Raw genomic sequence first — 20,683 nt, 5'->3', positions numbered from 1 at the left:
ATTGATGTAAGGTTAGAACATTTTCTTGATACGTCCGGCTATCGCTCCGCCTGCTGCACCGCCTACCGCCGCGGCACCGTTACCGGCCATCTTTCCGGCACCGTTTGCCTTCTGTCCGTAAGCTCCGGCACCGCCCGCCTGGATAATCCACGATGAAACGGTGGGGACACAGAAGTAACCGATGATACCTATAATCATGAAAATGCAGTACACTTTCCCCGACGAGTCCGGTATGAATGCCGGGTCCTGCATCTTCTCTATGTCCTGCTGCAACATCAGTATCTGTATGCGCGAGAGGACCGCTCCGAACAGGTCGCTCACCGGCAGCCACAGATAGATGCAGATATACCGGGACAGCCAGGTGGTCAGCGTGCTATGGAATCCGTCATAGACGGCCAGCGCGAAGGAGACAGGTCCCAGGATGGACAGTACGATCAGGAAGAAGGTCCTCAGCGTGTCTATCAGCAGCGAGGCCGCCTGGAAGAAGAGTTCCAGCAGTTCGCGGAACCATCCCCGGATTTTCTCGCCGAGTTCGTATATCTTCTTCTGTCCGTACATGTTTATCATCGTGTCCATGTCCCCCAGCGACCAGCCCAGTTCGTCCAGCCTCTTGTCATACGCCTCGTCGCTCACAAGGAAGGCCTTCGCCGGGTCACGCAGCATCGCCTCGCGTTTCAGCCTGTCTTTCTCTTCCTGGTATTTCCTCATGTCGAAGGTCTGCTGTTCGACCAGGGAGGAAGTCGCTTTGCATACGGGAGAAAGAATCCCGTTGATTGTGCCCAGTACCATAGTCGGAAAAAACATGATGCAAAGCCCCAGCACGAAGGGCCGGAACAGGGGGAACACGTCTATCGGCTCGGCCCGGGCAAGGGACTGCCATACCCGGTAGGCCACATAGAACAAGGCACCGAGGCCCGCCACTCCCTTCGCTACCGAAGCCATGTCTTCACACAGCGGCATCATTTCATCATACAGCGAGCGCAGAAGCTCGTGAAGGTTTGTCCAGTCTATTGATAATAATAACATAGTCTTCTTGATTTAACGGATGAATGATTACCAGTAACGCTGCTCGTGTGTCCCGTACAGGGAGAGCACCCGTGCGGCATCCCCCTTTTCCTTGCTCCGCAGGTACGACACGCCGATGTTCTTGCGGGTATAGTACCATGTCAGGTTCTTGTATTCCAGCACCTCGCCGTATATCCGGTTGATGATGTCCAGCCGTTCCTTGTCCGTCATCGAGAGTCCGGTTGCCGTGGTCACTTCCTTCAAGTCCAGCAGCAGGTCGCTGCTTTCCTTGAGCAGTCTGTTGTACCCGAAAGCGATGGCCGATAGCTCTTCCACCGTAAAGTTGGGGTCGCCCGTCATCGTGTTGAAGTTCGTCACGTAGATGTCGCTGATGTCACCCACCAGAAGGATGGTCTGCTGCACCTTGCGGGCGCCCTTTACCAGGTCATGCACCGACTTCAAGGCATCGTAATAGGCCTTCCCTTGCTCGTAAATCTTTACAGTCTCCTGAAAGTTGCTCCACATGTTCTGTGCCGTCGAGGAGGTCTGTACGATTTCGTTGGCCGAGTTCACGATACTCTGTGCGAGGTTCGTGGGGTCTATCACCGCCCATTGCGCCTTGCTTGTCACTGAAAGGGATGACAATGCCATAAACAAAATTATCGTTCTCTTCTTCATGCCCTATCTCCTTTCTTTAGTCAGTAAATACCGGCTGTCGTCGTCACGGGCAAACAGACCGTAACTGCCGAACAGCAACACCTCGCTGCCTGAAAAATACCCGATGCATCCGGCATCCCTGTTCCCGTGCAGGAAAAGGTCGTCACCGCCGCGCAGCGGGATATTGATTTCAACGTAGGCCCTTTCTCCGGCGAACAGCGTAGCCTTGTATCCCTTGAAGCCGTCCGTCAGCCGGTTGGATTTACGGATGGTCAGCGTTGAGCCGTCTTCCCTGTTCATTCAGTGCCCGCAGATGCGGTCATGTTCCAGTTCCTTTCTCATCTCCCCAATCAGGTTCAGCAGGTCCAGATTGGTCAGGGTGGCGTCTCCGAGCGCTTCCCTGCATTGGCTTAATAAATCTTTCTTACTCATTGTGTTTTATGGATTAAAGGATTGTTTGTTTTCCTGCCGCTTGTTTTCGGCAAGCTGTCTGATAGCCAGCTCGATGTTTCCATCCAGCTTTTCCGTAAGCCTGGTAAGTTCCAGTTTTTCAGTTTCTTCAGTGGTGTAGCAGTAGGCTAAGCACCCAGCGCCTTGTCATATTTCTATGATAGGTTTCCGAGTACTCGCCTCCGAACCGGACTTACAAGTCTCCCTGTATCCGGCTCTCCACTAATTAATTCAGTCTGATTCTTCGGTCGGGGTCTATCTTTGCATGACACTTTGAGCAGACAGCCAAAGTTTTTCGTCTTCGGGCTATCATTCTCTTTTCCCAGTCGGATTTACCTTTCAGGTCTTTAAGTTTGCGAACGTGATGCATTTCGAGTTTATCGGTAGCACCGCATAATTCGCAGACTTGGAGTTTCAGCCTTTCCATAAGGCTGTTACGTCCACCTGTTATGGAAACTGTCCGTGGAATAGTGTCACAGTAAATATTACCTGCAACCTTTTTGCGTTTGAAACCATCATGATAAAATGATTGGTAAAGTGTCTTACCCTTGCTATTTTCATATGCCACTTGGAAAACCTTATTCTTTTTATATTTCAGAAGGATTTTCTTTACAGATGATTTGTATTTGTTCGCAAATACCTTATACATACTGTATGACATAATGTGATAGAAAGAATTGATGACATAGCTATTATTGGCTATTGAGTAGTAATTATAGAACCCTCGGATTTCGGCATTGAACTGACTGACTATTTCCAAGTCATCCAAGTTCAGCATGTACGTTCTGACGATAGATTTCCAAACCTCTTTACCATTGACAACCGCTATTCTTGCGACCTTGTAATCAAAGAGTTTCTTCCGCATCGTTTCAAAATTCAGATACAAGACAGGCTTGTGTCCGAATGCCCTAACCGTTCTACCGAACTTATCCTTGCGTAAATCATTACACCTGCGGATAAATACGTCATATCCGAGAAATTTTGCTGGCTTTTGCGCATTGGTTATCAGTGTCTTTTCGTCTGACAGTTCCAGTTTAAGAGCTTCATTCAAATAGTTCTTAATATCCTCTTTTACTGTTTTACAGTCTTCCAGACTACCGGTAATTCCAATCAGAAAATCATCTGCGTATCTCACATATTTTAACCGTTTGATACTGCTGTCCATTTCATTACGTGCCGGATAGTTGTTCCGTTCTTCTCGTAGCCGCTTAATTTCAGCGGTCATCTGTTCCCTTACCTTTACATCTTTCTCATTCTTTTGCTTCTTTGCCAGTCGGTATCTCCGCTGTTCGTAGAGCTTGTATCGAGCATCGCCTTTTCTCGTTACCCCTTTATTAAACCGATTGGTGTATTCCTTGATGTACTTGTCGAGCTTGTCAAGGTAGATATTAGCCAGTATTGGGCTGATAATCCCGCCTTGTGGAGTTCCACTGTACGTTCTATGAAATACCCAGTCTTCCACATATCCGGCATTCAGGAACTTTCGGATAAGCCGCAAAAATCTTTCGTCAGCGATACGTTCCCGAAGAATATTAATCAATACGTCATGATTGATATTGTCGAAGAATCCTTTAATATCGCCTTCAATAAACCATTTCACGGCAGTGAATGTCTTTTGTATATCTATAAGAGCAGTATGACAACTTCGTTTGGGACGAAACCCATGTGAAGTATGTTCAAAACTGCCTTCATAGATTGCTTCAAGTATCATTCTAACTACTTCCTGTACCAGCTTATCATCAAAAGAGGGTATGCCAAGCGGACGTTTTTTCCCGTTTTTCTTAGGTATGTACGTCCTTTTGGACGGATTAGGCTGATAAGTCTCATTTTTGAGACTATCAATCAATTGTTCAACTCGGTCAATGCTCATTCCGTCAATGGTTTTACCATCGGCTCCTGCCGTCATGTTGCCTGTCTTGCTGTAAATATTCTGATAGGCTACATAAAACATTTCCTCATTAAACAGCACTCTATACAGCCGCTCAAACTTATAGTTCAAGTTACCGCTGTGTTTACTCAGACTGTTCAACACATTTTCTGGATTTCTCATGTCTCTCACATCTTCCTTTAAATTGTTAAACTTAATTAGCTGCTCCCCTTCGCCATGTACAGGACCTTACCCTGCTCAGACTACTATGGAAGCTCCGTTGCCATGCCGGATATTCAGGGGCAGACCCCATAGCCCTACAACTGGCTTTCCGGTTTAGGCAATCCCCGTTTAGAAATTTGACGACTATTTGGCTCGATAGATTGTCGGATACGACTTTCGTCCTTTACTACTTATGGTAGTTGCCTTGCGGTAAGTTTATGCTACTCCTGCTACCTGTCATCAGTGTAGTACCGCAACATAACGGTATAATTCCGAAGAATTATTCAACTGTCTTCCGTCATTGCCCAAGGATACGACTGCTCGGACTATCGTTCAACCAATACAGGCTTTATCCTCATATCTATCATTTTAACTTGCCATTCGGTCGCAGCCTGACAGTTGGCTGACTTATGGCTTTACCAACGTGCTATGTTCCCTTGTGGGGTTTTCCCCTCCGGTTAGCGGTTGTTAATAGGCATTCTAAACACTTGCCCAGTCGCTTGCCAAAGCGACATTCGTCAAATTCCCTTTTACGGGCGCACAAGGTACTCTTCAGCCGAAACTTCTGTCGCATATACCGCACTTTGTGTACCGCCAAGCCCTATCCAGACCTCTTTATAAAGCCGGTTGGCCGCATTGGCAAGATTGATGGAAAGTATCTGTGAGCGTTCCTTGTCCGTCAGGCCGAGCAGGTTCTGTATCTGGTCGAACTTGTTCTGGTATTTTCGTTGGTCAAGCAGTATCTTGCAGTCCGAATTGTTGATAATCGTCTCTTTCACAATGGGGGAAGAGATAATATCGTCCACTTCCTGCGTCACCACAACGGCTTCGCCGAAAAATTTTCTGACCGTCTTGAAGAGATAACGGATGTAGTTTGCCATACCTTCCTTGGCGATTGCCTTTCATGCTTCCTCAATCAGTATCATCTTGCGGATACCCTGCAAGCGTCTCATTTTATTAATGAAAGTCTCCATGATAATGATAGTCACCACCGGAAAAAGTATGGGATTATCCTTCACGACATCCAGTTCGAATACGATGAACCGCTTGTTCAGTAAATCCAGTTCCTTGTCCGAGTTCAGCAGATACCCGTATTCACCGTTCTTGTAATAGGGCTCCAGCACGTTCAGAAAACCGTCCACGTCAAAGTCCTTCTCGCGCACGTTCTTGTCCGCCAGCACCTTGCGGTAGTCTTTCCTTACAAAGTCATAGAACGAGTTGAAGTTCGGCTTTATCTTCCGGTTCTTCTTTATCTTCTCGATATACAGGCTGACTGCGTTCGAGAGCGCCACCTCTTCCGAGCGCCGGGGCGGTTCGTCCTCTCTTTTCCATAAAGTCAGAATCAGCGTCTTGATGCTGTCCCGCTTCTCGATGTCATACCGGTAATCCTCGGTGAAGAACGGATTGAAGGAAATCGGGTCATTTTCCTGGTAAGTGAAATACACTCCGTCATCCCCGTTCGTCTTCCGGCGGATCAGGTCGCACAGCCCCTTGTATGAATTTCCGGTATCCACCAGCAGGATATGGGTACCTTGTTCCCAATACTGCCTCACCATATGGTTAGTGAAAAAGCTCTTTCCGCTGCCCGACGGGCCGAGGATGAACTTGTTCCTGTTGGTCACTATACCCTTCTTCATGGGCAAATCCGAAATATCGAGGAAGACGGGCTTTCCCGTCAGCCGGTCCACCATGCGCAGCCCGAAGGGGGAGAGCGAGTTCCGGTAGCAGGTTTCTGCCGTAAAGAAGCATAGTGCCTGTTCGGTGAACGTGTAGAAGCTCTCTTCCGAAGGGAAGTCCGCCTCGTTTCCCGGTATGCCCGCCCAGTAAAGGACCGGCAGGTCGGTGGTATTATGGCGGGGTGTGCATTCCATCAGCGCCAGTGCGCTGCCCACGTCGTTCTTCACCCGCCGCAGCTCATCCCCGTTTTCGGCCCATGCAATCACGTTGCAATGGCAGCGGACGGATTGCAGCCCGTTGGTGTGCGCCACGTTCAGGTATTCGTCCAGCCATTCCTTGTTTATCTGGTTGCTCCGGCTGTAGCGTGAAAGCGACTGCATGTTCTTCGCCGTCTTCTCAAAACGGGCGAGGTTCTCGCTGCTGTCGTCTATGAATATCCACTGGTTGTAGATATGGTCGCAGGGAAGCATGATACCCACGGGCGAGGCATAGCTCAGGCGGCAGTCCGAGCGGTCCGTGGAAAGACGCTCATAGCGTCCGTCGGTCCGTACCCTGCCCGGCAGGTCGTCGAGGTCGGAAAGGGTATGCAGGCAGAGCCGTTTGTCGCCGATACGCATCCCGTCCGGGTTCAGCTGCATGTCCTGCAACATGACGCTTCCGTCCGAAGACAGGGTCAGGTACCTCTCGATGATGCCCGGGCAGTCTTCCGTTCCCGTTATCTCTTCCGTGGACAGCCGCTCCAGCCTGGCAAGGCCGCTGTCATTCACGATACTCTCGAACTGTCCCACCGACTCCATGAAACGCTCCATCGTCTCCCTGTCCTGTATCTCCTTCGGCACCAGAAATTTCCGGCACAGCGTGTTCCAGTTGCTCTGCTGCCGGGAGCGTTCCCTGGTGGTCTTGGTGAGAAACAGGTAGCAGGTGTGGTTGAGGTAGGGCCGTTCGTTGAAGTGGCGTTCAAAACTGCGGGAGAGGAAGCCCGGGCCGTCTTTTCCGATGTCGGGCCTGTATTTCTCCGTGATGAAAATATCCTGCTTGTGGATGATTGAATAGTTCGGCAATACCTTGATTGCCTTGGCTCATGTGGCGTGCATCGCCTCATATTCCGCGGATGATACCGAAAACACTTCCGGCAGTGTCACCCGGAAAGCCACCGTGATGTCGGCGTCCTTGCTGACGATGCAGCCGTGCTCCACCGCCATGACGGGGAATTTGCTTTCCAGTGTGGATGTTGTCAATGTACTTCTCATGATTTACGATTGTTGTTTTTTAATCAGACGTGTGATACGTTTGCGTGAGAGGATTCTCCTGGGATGCTGCCGGGCGGCAAGGAGCTTCATCAGTCCGTGGCTGCCGAAACGCCGGTTCAGCGAAAAGGTCAGCCAGACCACTGCCGTGGCAGCCGATACCCCGAAGCCGATACACGTCCATTGCCCGATGCCCGCCGTGTACATGATGACGAACACCACGAACACGGCAAGCAGCCCGAAAGCAAAAATAAAAAGGTACTGGGCACGGAGCCCTTTGAACTCCACCTCACGGCCCACGCCTTTGTTTATCTCAAAGTCAGACATAAGCTATTGTCTTTTATCTGTTCTTAGAGGAAGAATGACCTCAGGATAGTGGCGGCCACTATCAGGAAAATGCAGGCTCCGAACCATGAGCTGGCGGTTTTCGAGGTGTCGGGGTCGCCCGAACTGAATTTCTGGTAGACCTTGACGCCGCCTATCAGGCCGATAATGGCACCCACCGCGTACACCAGTTTCGTGCCCGGGTCAAAATATCCCGTCACCAACTGCGTGGCTTCCGTGATGCCCGCCTGTCCGTTTCCTTGTGCCATTGCCGCACCCGCTGCCGCCAGTACGGCCAGCATCATAATCAATCTTTTCTGTTTCATTGAATTCCGTGATTTTTAAGTGATTTAAAAAGCCACGGGCTACCCCTTGCACTATCCCCATAAGGCAGCCCGCAGCCGCTTATGGTTTAATGGTTCAGGGGGTAAGTTCCGGCAGGCAATCAGCCGGAGTCAAAATACATCTTTCGCATGGTTACATGATTGAATGGTGAAACTTCATTGTTAATTCTCTCCCGGGATGAGGGTCTGAATCATCCCGAATCGTAATAGCCTTTTGCTCTCATTGTCTTTACTGTCCTTATCGGTTTATTTCAAATATTCCCCACACTTGAATCCCTTGCGGGGCATATAGTTCTCAAAGGAGGAGGATTTGAACAGCCACATCCGGTTCGCCCACCGGGCAAGGTCACGCTCGTACCGCGTAGGCGTCCGTTCATTTCCATAATCCCGGAAAGGGATGACAAAGGGGGTAATTCCCAGTTCCCTGAGTACATTTAACCGGAACAGGTCCTGCTCAATGGTCGAATTGAATCCTATCAGTACGTAACAGGTTATCTTGTAGGGCTTCACGTGCTTTACCATCTCTTTCAGGCGGTCCCTCAGGTCAAGCTGCGGCAGGTCCCATGCGATATGGATGTTCTGCTTCATCCTGAGCCTGTTCAGGTGCCAGGCCTGTTCCTCGTCCATAATCCTTACGTCCACGCCGTGCAGCTTCACGGGCTGGCCCGCTTTCATCAGATAGCTTACCGCACTCCTTCACTGCGGGTTCGCAAAGAAATTGTTGTCCAGCACCTCAATCCATTTCCCTTTCGGGTTCAGTTCCACCGGTTCCACGGTCTGAATGTATCCTTCTTTCTCACGGACGAGGCAGAAAGGACACTTGCGGATGCAGCCTCTTGAAAAGAACTGGAGCGAAAAAGGGTATTCGGGGTAAATGGAATAGTCCATCATCCGGCTGTTCTCCACTGCTTCGGGAAGCCTGCCGGCTATGTCATACCCGGTGCCGCCCCTTACCACTTCCCCCACATCCAGCAGGTCATAGTCATAATCAGGCGTGAAGGTGAATACCTTGCTTGCCAATACCTTGTCATACCGCTGTCGCGGTGCCGCCCATTCCACCCGGTGCCCTTTTGCCTTGTAACAGGCCGAAAGGCGCATCAGTGCGAAATTGGGGAAGTTATGCCCGTCCACATCTACCAGTCCTATGTTCATACAAATAAAATTTAATGGTGAATAGTTCCTGTTGTCTTACCGGGTGAATGCCGCAAGCGGTCTGTCATCCCGAATCGTAATGGCCTTTTGTCATTGCCGCTGTCGTTTTATGGATAAGTTAATGGAATGATTGTCTCTCCGGGAGTCGGCACGTTTCCCCCATAAGGGGAAGCCGCCGTTTGTCAACTTGAATCGAAATACGTCATAAACATGGATGATACGTTTTGTTGTTGGTATTCCTGCCGGTTCTCTCTTTTTACAGTGATACGGGCATCAACCCGTATCGAAATAGCCTCTTGCCATTGTTACCTCCTTTTTTAATCGGTTAGTCACTGTCCGGAGCAGCCCCGCCCATTTGCTCGGCTTCATCCAGAAATTTGCTGATACGGCTGTCGCTGCCATTGATACTTTCCAGTATCGAGCGTTCAATCTGCGTATCCCTGATATGGTGGATCGCCCTTAAAAGGGACAATCGTCTGTCTGTCGGAATCTCCCTGCCGTTGCAGAGGTCGATGATTAAATCAAGCTCTTCCGGCCCTATGCCGGTTGCCCCGTCCGAATAATCTTCGCGGACACAGTTCAGATCTTCCAGTTCCTCGTTCAACTCGTCGGTATCCACTCCGTCACCGTTTCCTCTCTGTCCGTCATCGCCTTCATGTCCGCCGGAACTCCCGTCCGGGGAAGCCCGCCACTCTTCCACACGCTTGTCCCGGAACAGATCCGGGATGCGCTCCGGCGGCACTTGTGCAGCCTTTGGCGGTGTCGTGTCCCCGTTTCTGCCAGCAAAAGTAGAGGCATTTTCCTTACCTGCAATAGCCCCGGAACCGGTGGCGTTCATTGGCGGCTGCTGGCGTGTCCCATAGCTTTTCGTGACGACAAGGCTGTCCGTTTCCGACTGTTTTTCCACCGTTTTTTCACTGTTTCTCTCCGCAGTCTTTTCTGTGGGCTTCATCGCCGCCTTGACAGGTGGAAGCTCTTTCTCCTGCCTTTTCACGACTGCCGGAATCTCTTTCCTGCCCGTTTTCCCTTTCGCCTGTCCACGTCCCTTCTTCCGTTCCTCCTTCACCGGATCGAACCAGCCTGCCGCACCCCGCAGGGCTTTCGCCATGCGGCGGCGTGCCTTCCCGAAACATATCTCGCCAAGCTGCCCCCTGAACAGGAACTTGTCCATGAACAGATAGGCGAACAGCAGCCAGAACAGAACCGCTCCGGCTTCATAACATAATCGCATATCCATAGCTTAAAAGATTTTGTTGTAACTCTTCTGGCAGTATGCCTTCACCTCATCCGAATGTTTCTCGAAATGTTCCCGCAATACATTGTCAATGTAATTGCCCACCGTCAACTGCCGTTTACCGGCAATGCCGACGATGACCGATATTTTCCGGTGCAGTTCCTTGTCTATATAGACACCCTGCCTGCCTTCGCATTTGTAAGGGGTGAGGAATCTCCTCATAAATTCGGTCTGTGCGGCTTTCAACGTTTTGGATGCGGCCTTTTCCGGCGTCTCTTCCGCTTCAGATTCCGTCTTTGCCTTTTCAGCCGTTTCCCTGTCCGTTTCCTCTTTGGGGAGAATGGACGGTGTTACCTTTTCCGGCGGACTACCCGCCATCAGGCTGCGCAGGTAGGCTTCATCCACCGGATTCTGTCCACTCGTTTTCTTTGCCATGACTATACAATTTTGATTGTCCGCATGATTTCATCCATAAGCGCATCAAAGCCGCACTCCTTCGTAAAGCCCGCATCCGGTGCAAACAGGGTGCTCCGGTAAACCGGGCCGCCCGTAGTGGAGAGGTCTTTGGTGAAGTTACTGCGCACGGGGACACGGGTTTGGAGACAGTCCAGTCCCAGGAGGGAGAAACCTTGCTGGTAAATGTCATATAAGACGGTACGTTCCCTCCGGTCCACCATATTCCAGAACATGCACAAGGCTTTCAGATTGGAGATGCCGGTCCTTATCAGGCGGTCATTGACAGTCGTGGCAAAGTTCAGCGTACTTTCCAGCACAAGGCGGTCTGCCTTTATCGGTACGAACAGATAATCGAGCGCACTGATTGTGGCAATCACCCCGTCACTGCCCATTGTTCCGGGCAGGTCGAACAGCACCACATCATAATGCACGTCCGCCTTTTCCTCAAACGCCCTTCAGTCCGTCATGCAATCCGCCGGGGTACTGCCGATAACAGGGTAAGCCTTCTTCTTCAACCGCCCGGCCTGTTCCACCAGAAGATTCTGATAGACGGGTGTGGTCTTTACCACTTCCATATCCCGTTTTTTCTGTTTGATGATTGAATGCTGCGGATAGTCACAATCCACTATCGCCACATTCAGACCTTTCACATAATGCAGTCACGACGCCGCATAAATCGCAAAGGTTGATTTACCCACGCCGCCCTTCTGGGAGGCGAACGAAACGAACACGGTTTTCTTTCTCTTTTCCATTGTTACTAATTTAAGTGAATAAATTGATTTATAGACAGCCGGATGAACAGCCGTCTGTCTTTGGGGCTATCTGTCCGGTTACTCATTCTGTTATCTGTTCATCCGGTTAGCTATATAGTTATTTAATTATGCGGCTACTTGGCTATCCGGCTATCTACTTATATGGCTACTCTATTACATGGCTATTTAATTATGTAGCTATTCAGCTATCTGTCTATTCGGTTATGTAGCTATATGGCTATGTACATATTCGGATAACTATTCACATATCCGATTGCATAGCCATTTATCCGAATAGCTGTTTATCCGTCTATACATTTATATATATGTATAGTTATATATCCGGATAAATGCCTGTTTGAATATCTGCCTGATTGCATATCTGTTTATCCGTTCAAATAGCTATCCGGCTACAAATAAACCTCAAAAAGAGCATCCATGAAGTACCCCCGGCTCCAAAGTCATTCATTGGCGGGTGTTGGCGTGATACGCCATGATGCACGGACAGAAAAAACTATCTACCTTTGTCGCCGAGAGAGCGGAGCCCGTTCTCGGTAAGAGAACGTAAAACAAATCCTTCAGACCTTTAATCCGGCCCAGCCGGATTTTAATATGCGTCAGCATATAGCGAGGTGTACTTTCAGCGGTTGAAAATATTTCCAACCGCTGAAAGTCCCGCCCCGAAAGGCCTTTCGGGGATGTCAGTTCTCCCAAGTCGAACTTCCTAAATTATTCATGTTATGAAAGATGAAACAAGAATCCGTAGCGCCGCAGGGCGCAAGGTGCTGGCGGACCCGCGCACGCACCGCTATTATCTCTGTCTCAATGACAGTGAGAACGAGAAGTTTCTCACGATGTTTGAACAGTCCGGCATGAAGAACAAGGCCGAATTTATCTTTGCCCGCATCTTCGGCTGAGAGTTCAAGGTAGTGAGGATTGATAAGGAAGCGCAGGAATATTATGCCCGGCTGACCGCTTTCTATCAACAGTTCCGCCGTATCGGAAACAACTACAACCAATGTGTAAAGACCATCCATACCATTTATGGGGAAAAGAAATCGCTTGCCTTCCTTTATAAACTGGCCGAAGAAACCCGCAAGTTGGAGGAACTCTGCAAACAGATTATCGAGCTGACAAAACGGTACGAAAAAGAGTATCTCACTAAAAAGGAATAACATCATGGTGCCGAATATCACATCCGGCAGTTCATTCTATGGAGTGATTGCCTATAATAAGATAAAGGTGGACGAAGGTATGGCAAAGGTATTGTGACATCCCAAAATTGCGGCTGACACTTCGGGCAATGTGCCGATTGAACACTGCCTGCAGGCTTTCGAGCCTTACATCGCACTCAACTCACACGTCCGGAAACCGGTTATCCACATCTCCCTGAACCCGTCCCCGAAAGACATTCTTTCGGAAGAGCAGATGACCGTACTGGCTCAGGAGTTCATGGAAAACTTCGGTTACGGGAACCAGCCCTATATTGCATGGCTGCATGAAGACATAGACCGCAAGCACATGCACATCGTATCGGTACGTATTGATGAAACCGGAGAAAAAATAGACCATAACCGGGAAGCTATCCGGGCACAGAACATCTGCCGTGAAATGGAAGTGAAGTACGGGCTTCATCCCACACTCGGAGAACACGGTGAGAGGGAACTGTCATCCCTACAAAAAGTGGACTATGCGAAAGGAGACGTGAAAGCACAGGTAAAACATACCGCCCGAACCTTGCTGGAATGTTACAACTGTCACTCGCTTGCCGAATATGGCACTCTTCTGAACCTGTATAACGTAACCGTTTATGAAGTCAGGGGAAATGTGGACGGGAAGGAATACCACGGTATTATGTACGGAGCTTTGGATGATAACGGACAGCAGGTGGGAACACCTTTCAAGTCCAGCAAGTTCGGCAAGGCATTCGGTTATGAAGCACTGCAAAAGAAGTTTGCCACTTCTACTGAAAAGGTGAAAAGGAACAGCCTTGCCGAAAGGACAAGACAGGAAGTCATTAAAGCCATGCAGGACATCGGCACGAAAGAGGATTTCGCCCGAAAGCTGAAAGAGGCAGATATAGAGACGGTTTACCGTATCAATCCCGAAGGACGTCTGTACGGCATCACTTTCATAGACCATACCAGCCGGACAGTGCTTAACGGCTCGCGTCTGGGCAAGGCCTTTTCAGCCAATGTGTTCAACGAATTGTTCAACAATCCGGATGCGGACCGTACAAGGCTGATACCACCGCCGAAGCAGGATACACCCCGGCAGGAACAAGATACGGAAGAAAGACTGGAAAGGAAGGAATACCGGCAGCAGGAAAATCAAGGCTATCAGAGTGAACCGTCCGGCAGTCTGATTGATACGTCCGCACTCGGTGCCATTGACATTTTCTCCGTACTCATGGAAGATGACCATACGCACGAGTACATCGATCCGGCCTTCCGCTTCGGACGCAGGAAAAAGAAGAAGCGCAGGCGCAAATTATAATATAATTAAGGTATAGAACAAAAAGTCGAATTCTAACAGTTACAATTATGCAGAATGAAGATGATTTAAGAGGTCTTGCCAAAGTCACAGACTTTATGCGGGCCATCAGTTTTCTATTTTTGACGATACACATCTATTGGTTTTGTTACGGCTGGCTACACGAAATGGGCTGGACGCTTGATATTGTGGACAGGATACTGTCCAATTTCCAGCGTACCACAGGACTGTTCTCGTCCCTTCTTTACACCAAACTGTTTTGTGTCCTTTTCCTCGGTCTGTCCTGCATGGGCAACCAGGGGGTAAAGAAGCATGAAATCACATGAAGGAAAATAATTATTGCGGCCATAGCGGGTGCCATACTCTTTTTCCTGAACTGGTGGTTACTGTCCATTGACGCATCATCCGGTGTATGCGCCATACTTTATACTGCGACATTGGTCGGCGGTTTCTTCTGCCTGTTGGCATCCGGTTTATGGATTAGCCGTCTGTTGAAGAACAATTTGCTGGAGGACGTTTTCAATACCGAGAATGAATCGTTCATGCAGGAAACCCGCCTTATGGAAAACGAGTATTCCATTAACCTGCCGACCAAATTCTGGTACGGGAGAAAGGAATGGAAAGGCTGGATAAACGTGGTGAATCCTTTCCGGGCCAGCATGATTTTAGGTACACCGGGTAGCGGAAAATCGTATGCCGTGGTCAATAATTACATAAAGCAGGCAATAGAGAAGTCCTATGCTCTTTATATATACGACTTTAAATTTGATGACCTGTCGGTTATTGCCTATAACCACCTGATTAAGTACAGACACCGCTATAAGATACCGCCCAAGTTCTACGTGATAAATTTCGATAACCCACGCAAGAGCCATCGCTGTAACCCGCTGGCACCGGAACTGATGACGGATATTTCAGACGCTTACGAGTCGTCGTACACCATAATGCTTAACCTCAATAAGTCGTGGGTGCAAAAACAAGGGGACTTCTTCGTAGAATCCCCGATTGTCCTGTTTACGGCGATAATATGGTTTTTGAAAATCTATGAAGGCGGCAGGTTCTGTACATTCCCCCATGCGATAGAACTACTAAACAAAAGGTACGAGGATGTATTCACCATTCTGACAAGCTATCCCGAACTTGAGAACTATCTGAGTCCGTTCATTGACGCATGGAAAGGCGGGGCGAGCGAGCAGCTCCAGGGCCAGATTGCAAGTGCTAAAATCCCGTTATCCAGACTGATAAGTCCGCAACTCTACTGGGTAATGTCCGGCAGTGACTTTACGCTGGATATTAATAATCCCAAAGAACCGAAAGTGTTATGTGTGGGCAACAATCCCGACAGAATTTCAATCTATGGGGCAGCATTGGGGCTTTATAATTCGAGAATCGTTAAACTGATAAATAAGAAGAAGCAACTCAAAAGTTGTGTGATTATTGACGAGTTACCCACGATTTTCTTTAAAGGTTTGGATAATCTGATTGCCACGGCACGAAGCAACAAGGTGGCGGTTGTATTGGGCTTTCAGGACTTCAGCCAGTTGAAACGTGACTACGGTGACAAGGAGGCCGCCGTTATCATGTCAACTGTGGGCAATGTATTCAGTGGTCAGGTAGTAGGTGAAACGGCCAAAACATTGTCGGAAAGGTTCGGGAAAATCCTGCAAAAGCGGGAGTCTATGAGTATCAACCGTAACGATACGTCCACTTCCTTCAGCACCCAACTGGACAGCCTGATACCTGCCAGTAAAATCAGTACACTCTCACAAGGTATGTTTGTAGGTGCCGTAACGGACAATTTCGGAGAAACGATAGACCAAAAAATTTTCCATGCGCAGATAGTGGTGGATAATGATGCGGTACAGAAGGAAACAGCCACCTATCAGCCCATCCCTGAAATCAGCAGTTTTCTGGACGAGAACGGCAACGATATAATGGAACAGCAGATACAAGCCAACTACCGGCAAATCAAACAGGATATTGTGGAACTTGTGGAGAACGAACTAATCCGCATAGAGAATGATCCGGAACTCAAACACCTGTTAGGTGGTGATGGAGGCGCACAGGCACAAACATAGCCGTTTACAGTATTTATCATAACATATTGTGGCAAATTGGAGAGTGAACAGCCTCCAATTGCCACATGGATTATGTTACCTACATAGCAAATTATATGTATTATAGTTTATGTTCTACAATAGAATATTTACAATCTCTATTATTGAATGCAGGATATGTGCCTTCGAGTATAGTCACGATCCTATCATTTATTATTGAATTTTCAATAGCTCCAGATTGAAATGAAACTTTATTTCGATACGATTTATCTATCTTCATTTCGACTATTTGATCAGCATCACATACAACTGCTAAATTAGGATTATGAGTTACAATAATTATCTGACGCTTTTGCTTTGCTTCTTTTATAAAATGAACTAAATAATTGTATACACTTTCATTATCTAAATTTTCTTCTGGCTGATCTATTATTAATGGTTTATCATCCATATCTATAAACAAATAAAACAACAACAGTAAAGCTCCACGTTCACCTGGAGAAAGTGCAGGTAACTGCTTATCCCCCATCATTAATTGAAAAGATGGCTGTATATAATCTAATTGATAAATATAATCATATAATTCCTGTTTTGTATGTCCTTTCTTTAACTGAGACTCAATATCTCGTTCTTGGTTGTTCATATTATCCCTTACATCTGAAAGTAAAAGAGTATTTATATTATTCGTAAAATGCAAAATAGCCGAGCTATCATTGAAATCCACATGATCAATTTCATCATTTAAGCGATTAAATCCTTGCTCTTTTCCATTGAAAGAACCTGCACTTGATTGAGATACAATATCGAAAAAGCGAGATGAAAAATCCCGAACAATAAACGATGCACTAAATTGAATAGGATAGTCTCTCATTTTATCCTTAAATCTTTCAACAAAGTCTAAAACAGGTGCATACAATTTATTATAAGTCGACAGTGTAATTTTCTTTAAATCGACTAATTCTTGGACTAAATTATTGCGCATTTCTTGTGCGTTTTTCAATTCTTGTTCAAGATTATTGTTGATATAATGCTGTATTTTTTTGTAGTAATTTATAGTATCTTCAGTCTGGTCATCACCGAGAATATCGTTACACCTTTTATTCCATTTTTCAATTTCAGATAAATATTTTTGATACATCCGTTCAGGACCATTCAATTCATTCTCTTTAGCTTTTTTCTCTTCTTCCTTTTTCTTTTTTTTGTCATACAAATTATCATCACCATCTAAAGATTCCACTATTTCACTTCTTTGTTTAGTAAGACTTTTAATTTTATCCTCAATAAGATTTAGTCTAAAATCAACTTTAACTACTTCATTTATATCTAAGTTATATTTCAATAAGAAAGACTTATGTTCTTCCATTTTTTGAGAAATATTACTTTGCATAAGTACTAAACTCTGTTTTATCTGAGAAAGATTCTGTATATCTGTATTTAGTTCTGTTCTTTTTGCAATATATTCATCTATTCTCTGCTGTATACTTGTAACTTCTCTTGATATATTCTCAATACTCTTGATGACAGATTGCTTTTGTTCATTGACATTTTCATCATCTATAGGCTTTTTAACTTCTTCTGGCTTCTGAGATTGAACAACAACCAACTCTTCCTCTTTATTCTTTAATAAATTTTCAATTGTATTCTTAAATTCTGCGGTTTTCTTTTTTTCAAGATCTATTATTTCTAAATTTTGTTTTTCTATTTTGTTTTTAATTACACGTTCTGCATTTGAATTTTCAGAAGATAAATACTGTATAATTTCATCAAGGGTATTTTTCCCATATCTATCTGTCAATGGAGTATGCTGAAATATAATTTTCTTTATTTCATCTTCAAATTGTTTATCATCTTCTGTAACACATAAAGATTCTAAAAAACTCTGAGGGATATATTTTACTCTTTCAACATTTGTTTTATCACAAGAGCTATCTAATGTTATCCAATCAGAACAACTATTATCAGCCCATACTATTTGTGCCTGAATTTGCTTAGAACGATCATAAGGCTTAGGGGAACGAAATTTATATTTATTTAAAAATGAAAATTCATCATTATGGGTATTTGCACAAAGACTTATAATATCAGTAATTGCACTTTTACCACTACCTTTATTCCCAATAATAGCGACAAGTCCAGGATTCAATTCTATTTCAATATTATCATACCAGATTTCATTCATTGTCGCATTTGCTGTTCTTTTTATCTTTATTTGTTTTATAAATTTAAGGGGATTACTTTCTACTCGTTCTAATATTTCCGGATTATTAAAATTAACTCTCTCTGGTTCATTTAATATCTGCTTTAATCCATTGAAGTTTTTTTCAGCCTTTACCCAACATGAGCCTAAACCTATAACTGATTTTTCATGAGCATCTGAAGCGGTTATTGAAGGTTTACAAAACTCTGATTTATAAAACTCTTTTCCATCTTTTTCATTTCTTATTTCACAAATATCAATATATCCACCTTTGAATAATTCATCTTTAACTGGACCTAATGAATCATAAATAGAAACATTCTTTTTACTTGTTCCATCATGTTTCATTTCTTCATCAATACTATTAGATTTAGAACCTGCATGTACAGTTACAATACCTCCATATTGATGAATCAAATTTGCAGCAGTTTTAAAATCAACCTGTACTAAGAAAATACCTTTCTTAAAATAATACTCATCAGATTTATCTTTAGTACCATCAGCCTCTTTTCCTTTTTGAATAATCATTGATTCAGAGAGTCCTAAAGGATTGAGAATGTTTTCTGTCAAAAATTTGCCATCTAAATCAATATCGTTATAGTTGTCAGGAAAAAGCCCTATCATATGGACAGATTTTTGCCCATATTCTGTCCGGAATTCAATTCCTGACAAAACTATTATATCATTTAATTTTGCAAGTTCTTTTATTTTATCTATATTTTTAACAGTATGATGATCCGTCAAAGCGATAACAGAGAGTTTTTCTTCTTTAGCTTTATCTATAATTTCCTGACAATTCATTTTTCCATCAGATGCATCGGAATGTATATGCAAATCCCATTTATTCCAAATTGAGCCTATGTCTTTCATCGTTTTATATATTTAAGTTACACAAACTTATAAAATACTGAGAGTTAAACATTATCTTTGGCAAAGATAAGATTAAAGAAGTAATAAAATCAGTATTTCTCTTGTTTTATTTATAGAACTCATTTGCTGTATATACTTTATATCTCAATGAATGAAATTGGCTATATCAATTAGGAGATATACGTGTCAACCTATTCAGCCATTTCCCGTCAAACACCGCCATCCATACCCCACATCGGTAAAAATGTAATAACCTATCAATTAAACCTCTACATTCGCATCGACGGGCTAAGGTTTACCCGATATTGATTAATTATTGTATCACTTAAATTATTAATTTTATGGCTAAGAAAAAACAAGAGCAACAAGAGCAGAGTCAGGACGAGCATGTAATGGCAGTCCTTGACAAGAGAACGAACAAGACCGCAGTCATCTCCAAGATGAACGAACAGGACGGCAGCATCGAAGTCGTACCGCCGGACAAAAAGAACAACAACAGTTTTCTCAAACTGGACCGTACCACACCTCTGGAACTGTTCTTCACGAATTTCAAGAACCAGTACCAAAATCCTACAAGCTTCAGTTTCTTCCTTGTACCACTTGCCGTTTTGGACAAGACACTGAACGCGGTCATCCAGATTCGGAAAGGGGAAGACCCCGGACCGGACGGCAAGAAACTGGTAGAAAACAGCGAACTCAACGACGAGGGACGTATCGCCAAACTGGCCCGGCGGTATAAGTTTGATGAGCACCAGCTGCCGTGGAAAGATCTGAACGCACTCGGTCTTGACAAGGAGACTCTGTTCAACAACCATTGCATGGGAGAACTTCTCAAAGGAAGAATCACTTCCACCGCACTGCCCATCAGCAAGGAGATAAACGGAGAAAAGAAAGATTTGGGCGAGGCCTGTTTCATGTGTGTGAAAGGTGCGGACGGCAAAGTGGAACTCAAGACACTCACCCGTCTGGACAAGCCCCAATATGATTTGCCGGTCTATAAAGGCGTATTCACGGATGACAAACTGGCCGAAACGGGTACGTTGGGAGGAATCAAGGAAATGAAGGACACGCTTACAGGAAATGTATGCAAATGCTATGTCAGTTTCCACGAGTCCACCAACCGCATCATCACCATGCCCGTGGATGCCATCAAAATCCCGGACTACATTTATGGGAAGAGACTGGACGACAAGCAGAAGCAGATACTCGCTTCAGGTGGCGAAGTCCCCATCAATGACATACAGCGCAAGAACGACACCATGCTTTCCGGTGTGGCCTATGTTGATCCGACCATAAGGGACATCGCATTCAAACAGTCCGACAAGCAGCTGAAGGTCAACGATACGATTTTAGGAGCCAAGATAACCCCCGAACAGAAAAAGATACTGGAGAATCACGGCATGGTATTCATTGAGAACATGCGCAATCCCAAGACCAGACAGCTGTTCTCGGATGATGTGCGTTTCAGCAACAAGAGCAACAACCTGCTCATAGGACGCAATGCCCGTGAATACAAGCCGGCGGTTGAAACCCCAAAAAACAACAGGAAACAAGAAACAAAGCAGACGGCCCGCCATGTCGTATCTCCCAGACCGCAGGCCAGAAAGAACAGCCTCTCGTTCTCGTAATCCGGCAGCAGGCGGAACGTTTACCGAATCCATATACCCGGTTTCCTCTCA

General features: G+C 45.9%; 17 protein-coding genes and 3 pseudogenes. 4 read left to right on the top strand and 16 right to left on the bottom strand.

Annotated elements, in window-relative coordinates; all coding sequences use genetic code 11:
* Positions 1-12 precede the first annotated feature (12 nt).
* From traJ to K6V30_RS25200, 15 genes and pseudogenes are all read right to left on the bottom strand, one after another.
* Positions 13-1,026, bottom strand: coding sequence for a conjugative transposon protein TraJ (traJ, locus tag K6V30_RS11995; protein WP_224207301.1), 1,014 nt, complete (start codon positions 1,024-1,026; stop codon positions 13-15).
* A 27-nt stretch (positions 1,027-1,053) separates the two neighbouring features.
* Positions 1,054-1,683 carry a DUF4141 domain-containing protein gene (locus K6V30_RS11990; protein ID WP_224207300.1) on the bottom strand — a complete coding sequence of 210 codons (630 nt, stop codon included), beginning with the start codon at positions 1,681-1,683 and terminating at the stop codon, positions 1,054-1,056.
* A 3-nt stretch (positions 1,684-1,686) separates the two neighbouring features.
* Positions 1,687-1,962 carry a hypothetical protein gene (locus K6V30_RS11985; protein WP_175354021.1) on the bottom strand — a complete coding sequence of 92 codons (276 nt, stop codon included), beginning with the start codon at positions 1,960-1,962 and terminating at the stop codon, positions 1,687-1,689.
* Positions 1,963-2,094 (bottom strand): hypothetical protein, encoded by a 132-nt coding sequence (locus K6V30_RS25205; protein ID WP_005655090.1) that lies wholly within the window; start codon positions 2,092-2,094, stop codon positions 1,963-1,965.
* Between the two features lie 244 nt (positions 2,095-2,338).
* Entirely contained in the window at positions 2,339-4,162 is a 1,824-nt protein-coding gene (locus K6V30_RS11980; RefSeq protein ID WP_055270625.1) for a reverse transcriptase domain-containing protein, read from the bottom strand.
* A 569-nt stretch (positions 4,163-4,731) separates the two neighbouring features.
* Positions 4,732-7,128 (bottom strand): annotated as a pseudogene (locus K6V30_RS11975) (TraG family conjugative transposon ATPase).
* Positions 7,129-7,131: 3 nt separating this feature from the next.
* Positions 7,132-7,452, bottom strand: a complete 321-nt coding sequence (locus tag K6V30_RS11970; protein WP_008781886.1) for a DUF4133 domain-containing protein — start codon at positions 7,450-7,452, stop codon at positions 7,132-7,134.
* Between the two features lie 23 nt (positions 7,453-7,475).
* The gene (locus K6V30_RS11965) at positions 7,476-7,775 is read right to left on the bottom strand and encodes a DUF4134 domain-containing protein (protein WP_005682322.1); all 300 of its coding nucleotides are present in this window, start codon (positions 7,773-7,775) and stop codon (positions 7,476-7,478) included.
* A gap of 264 nt (positions 7,776-8,039) precedes the next feature.
* Positions 8,040-8,468 carry a hypothetical protein gene (locus tag K6V30_RS11960; RefSeq protein ID WP_025867503.1) on the bottom strand — a complete coding sequence of 143 codons (429 nt, stop codon included), beginning with the start codon at positions 8,466-8,468 and terminating at the stop codon, positions 8,040-8,042.
* Between the two features lie 21 nt (positions 8,469-8,489).
* Positions 8,490-8,945, bottom strand: a complete 456-nt coding sequence (locus K6V30_RS11955) for a hypothetical protein (RefSeq protein WP_008781884.1) — start codon at positions 8,943-8,945, stop codon at positions 8,490-8,492.
* Between the two features lie 325 nt (positions 8,946-9,270).
* On the bottom strand, positions 9,271-10,182 hold the full coding sequence (locus K6V30_RS11950; protein WP_217768060.1) for a hypothetical protein: 912 nt from the start codon (positions 10,180-10,182) through the stop codon (positions 9,271-9,273).
* A 3-nt stretch (positions 10,183-10,185) separates the two neighbouring features.
* Entirely contained in the window at positions 10,186-10,614 is a 429-nt protein-coding gene (locus K6V30_RS11945; RefSeq protein WP_224207299.1) for a DUF3408 domain-containing protein, read from the bottom strand.
* 2 nt (positions 10,615-10,616) lie between these two features.
* Positions 10,617-11,027 carry a ParA family protein gene (locus K6V30_RS11940; protein WP_025867501.1) on the bottom strand — a complete coding sequence of 137 codons (411 nt, stop codon included), beginning with the start codon at positions 11,025-11,027 and terminating at the stop codon, positions 10,617-10,619.
* Positions 11,028-11,090: 63 nt separating this feature from the next.
* Complete coding sequence (locus tag K6V30_RS11935; RefSeq protein ID WP_025867500.1) at positions 11,091-11,285, bottom strand: hypothetical protein; 195 nt, start codon at positions 11,283-11,285, stop codon at positions 11,091-11,093.
* Positions 11,286-11,294: 9 nt separating this feature from the next.
* Positions 11,295-11,387, bottom strand: a complete 93-nt coding sequence (locus tag K6V30_RS25200) for a ParA family protein (RefSeq protein WP_138342084.1) — start codon at positions 11,385-11,387, stop codon at positions 11,295-11,297.
* 740 nt (positions 11,388-12,127) lie between these two features.
* Here K6V30_RS25200 and mobA point away from each other — a divergent pair.
* From mobA to mobC, 3 genes and pseudogenes are all read left to right on the top strand, one after another.
* Positions 12,128-12,562, top strand: a pseudogene (mobA, locus tag K6V30_RS11930) (conjugal transfer protein MobA).
* Between the two features lie 106 nt (positions 12,563-12,668).
* Entirely contained in the window at positions 12,669-13,883 is a 1,215-nt protein-coding gene (gene mobB / locus K6V30_RS11925) for a conjugal transfer protein MobB (RefSeq protein ID WP_276530655.1), read from the top strand.
* Positions 13,884-13,930: 47 nt separating this feature from the next.
* Positions 13,931-15,958, top strand: a pseudogene (mobC, locus tag K6V30_RS11920) (conjugal transfer protein MobC).
* Between the two features lie 100 nt (positions 15,959-16,058).
* Here the strand turns inward: mobC and K6V30_RS11915 are convergent.
* Positions 16,059-19,004 carry a TrlF family AAA-like ATPase gene (locus K6V30_RS11915; protein ID WP_224207298.1) on the bottom strand — a complete coding sequence of 982 codons (2,946 nt, stop codon included), beginning with the start codon at positions 19,002-19,004 and terminating at the stop codon, positions 16,059-16,061.
* Positions 19,005-19,345: 341 nt separating this feature from the next.
* On the opposite strand from K6V30_RS11915, the gene K6V30_RS11910 reads away from it, so the two are divergent.
* On the top strand, positions 19,346-20,632 hold the full coding sequence (locus K6V30_RS11910) for a DUF3945 domain-containing protein (RefSeq protein WP_224207297.1): 1,287 nt from the start codon (positions 19,346-19,348) through the stop codon (positions 20,630-20,632).
* Positions 20,633-20,683: the final 51 nt, after the last annotated feature.

The organism is Bacteroides faecis (assembly GCF_020091505.1).
Classification (GTDB): domain Bacteria; phylum Bacteroidota; class Bacteroidia; order Bacteroidales; family Bacteroidaceae; genus Bacteroides; species Bacteroides faecis.
Note: the sequence above shows the minus strand (reverse complement) of the source record. Positions and strands in the feature narration are given on the sequence as shown.

Coding starts and splice junctions, on each gene's coding strand:
- K6V30_RS11990 (WP_224207300.1), bottom strand. CDS start 1,683: ATGAAGAAGAGAACGATAATTTTGTTTATGGCATTGTCATCCCTTTCA.
- K6V30_RS11970 (WP_008781886.1), bottom strand. CDS start 7,452: ATGTCTGACTTTGAGATAAACAAAGGCGTGGGCCGTGAGGTGGAGTTC.
- K6V30_RS11955 (WP_008781884.1), bottom strand. CDS start 8,945: ATGAACATAGGACTGGTAGATGTGGACGGGCATAACTTCCCCAATTTC.
- K6V30_RS11980 (WP_055270625.1), bottom strand. CDS start 4,162: ATGAGAAATCCAGAAAATGTGTTGAACAGTCTGAGTAAACACAGCGGT.
- K6V30_RS11960 (WP_025867503.1), bottom strand. CDS start 8,468: ATGAAAGCGGGCCAGCCCGTGAAGCTGCACGGCGTGGACGTAAGGATT.
- K6V30_RS11945 (WP_224207299.1), bottom strand. CDS start 10,614: ATGGCAAAGAAAACGAGTGGACAGAATCCGGTGGATGAAGCCTACCTG.
- K6V30_RS11985 (WP_175354021.1), bottom strand. CDS start 1,962: ATGAACAGGGAAGACGGCTCAACGCTGACCATCCGTAAATCCAACCGG.
- K6V30_RS11950 (WP_217768060.1), bottom strand. CDS start 10,182: ATGGATATGCGATTATGTTATGAAGCCGGAGCGGTTCTGTTCTGGCTG.
- K6V30_RS11915 (WP_224207298.1), bottom strand. CDS start 19,004: ATGAAAGACATAGGCTCAATTTGGAATAAATGGGATTTGCATATACAT.
- traJ (WP_224207301.1), bottom strand. CDS start 1,026: ATGTTATTATTATCAATAGACTGGACAAACCTTCACGAGCTTCTGCGC.
- K6V30_RS11910 (WP_224207297.1), top strand. CDS start 19,346: ATGGCTAAGAAAAAACAAGAGCAACAAGAGCAGAGTCAGGACGAGCAT.
- K6V30_RS11965 (WP_005682322.1), bottom strand. CDS start 7,775: ATGAAACAGAAAAGATTGATTATGATGCTGGCCGTACTGGCGGCAGCG.
- K6V30_RS25205 (WP_005655090.1), bottom strand. CDS start 2,094: ATGAGTAAGAAAGATTTATTAAGCCAATGCAGGGAAGCGCTCGGAGAC.
- K6V30_RS25200 (WP_138342084.1), bottom strand. CDS start 11,387: ATGGAAAAGAGAAAGAAAACCGTGTTCGTTTCGTTCGCCTCCCAGAAG.
- K6V30_RS11940 (WP_025867501.1), bottom strand. CDS start 11,027: ATGGGCAGTGACGGGGTGATTGCCACAATCAGTGCGCTCGATTATCTG.